We start from the raw sequence: 492 nt of genomic DNA on the forward strand, positions 1-492 counted from the left end.
GTCGGCGGCGAGTTCGTTGGCGATGGTGCGGGCGTGTTCGGCGATCTGGGCCGGCGTCATGCCCGCGGAGGACCACGACATCAGTGACATCAGTTGCGCCGACCGCAGGTCGGGGTCGACGGGTTCGTCGGATCGGGTTTCGATGTGCGTCAGACCGCGCACGATCGCGTCGGCGTGCTCCGACGAGATCGACCCATCGGCGGCGTGGCGTCGCAGTGGGTCGACGTCGGTGACGGTGCCGATGCGTACGAACCGTGCGGCGACGGCGGGCGCGCACCCCATCACGGTCAGCAGTTCCCGCAACCGGCGTCCGTGGCCGTCGGCGACACCGAGGCGGTCGAGGTCACCGGTGAACGTGGCTGCGTGATGGTCGGCGAGGTTGCGGATCAGCAGGATCTGTTGCAGCGCGGCGTGTGCTTGCGGCCCGGTCATGTCCGGGCTGGTGCGGAGTTCGGTGAGCTGGTCGACAATACCGGCCAGAATTGCTGCGGT

At 68.7% G+C, this 492-nt stretch carries 1 pseudogene; it reads right to left on the minus strand.

The window, feature by feature from the left end:
* Positions 1–483 (minus strand): annotated as a pseudogene (locus ACPXB3_RS22505) (HNH endonuclease); the annotation flags it as partial.
* Positions 484–492 lie beyond the last annotated feature (9 nt).

This window comes from Gordonia sp. DT219, from assembly GCF_049847065.1.
Taxonomy (GTDB): Bacteria; Actinomycetota; Actinomycetes; order Mycobacteriales; family Mycobacteriaceae; genus Gordonia.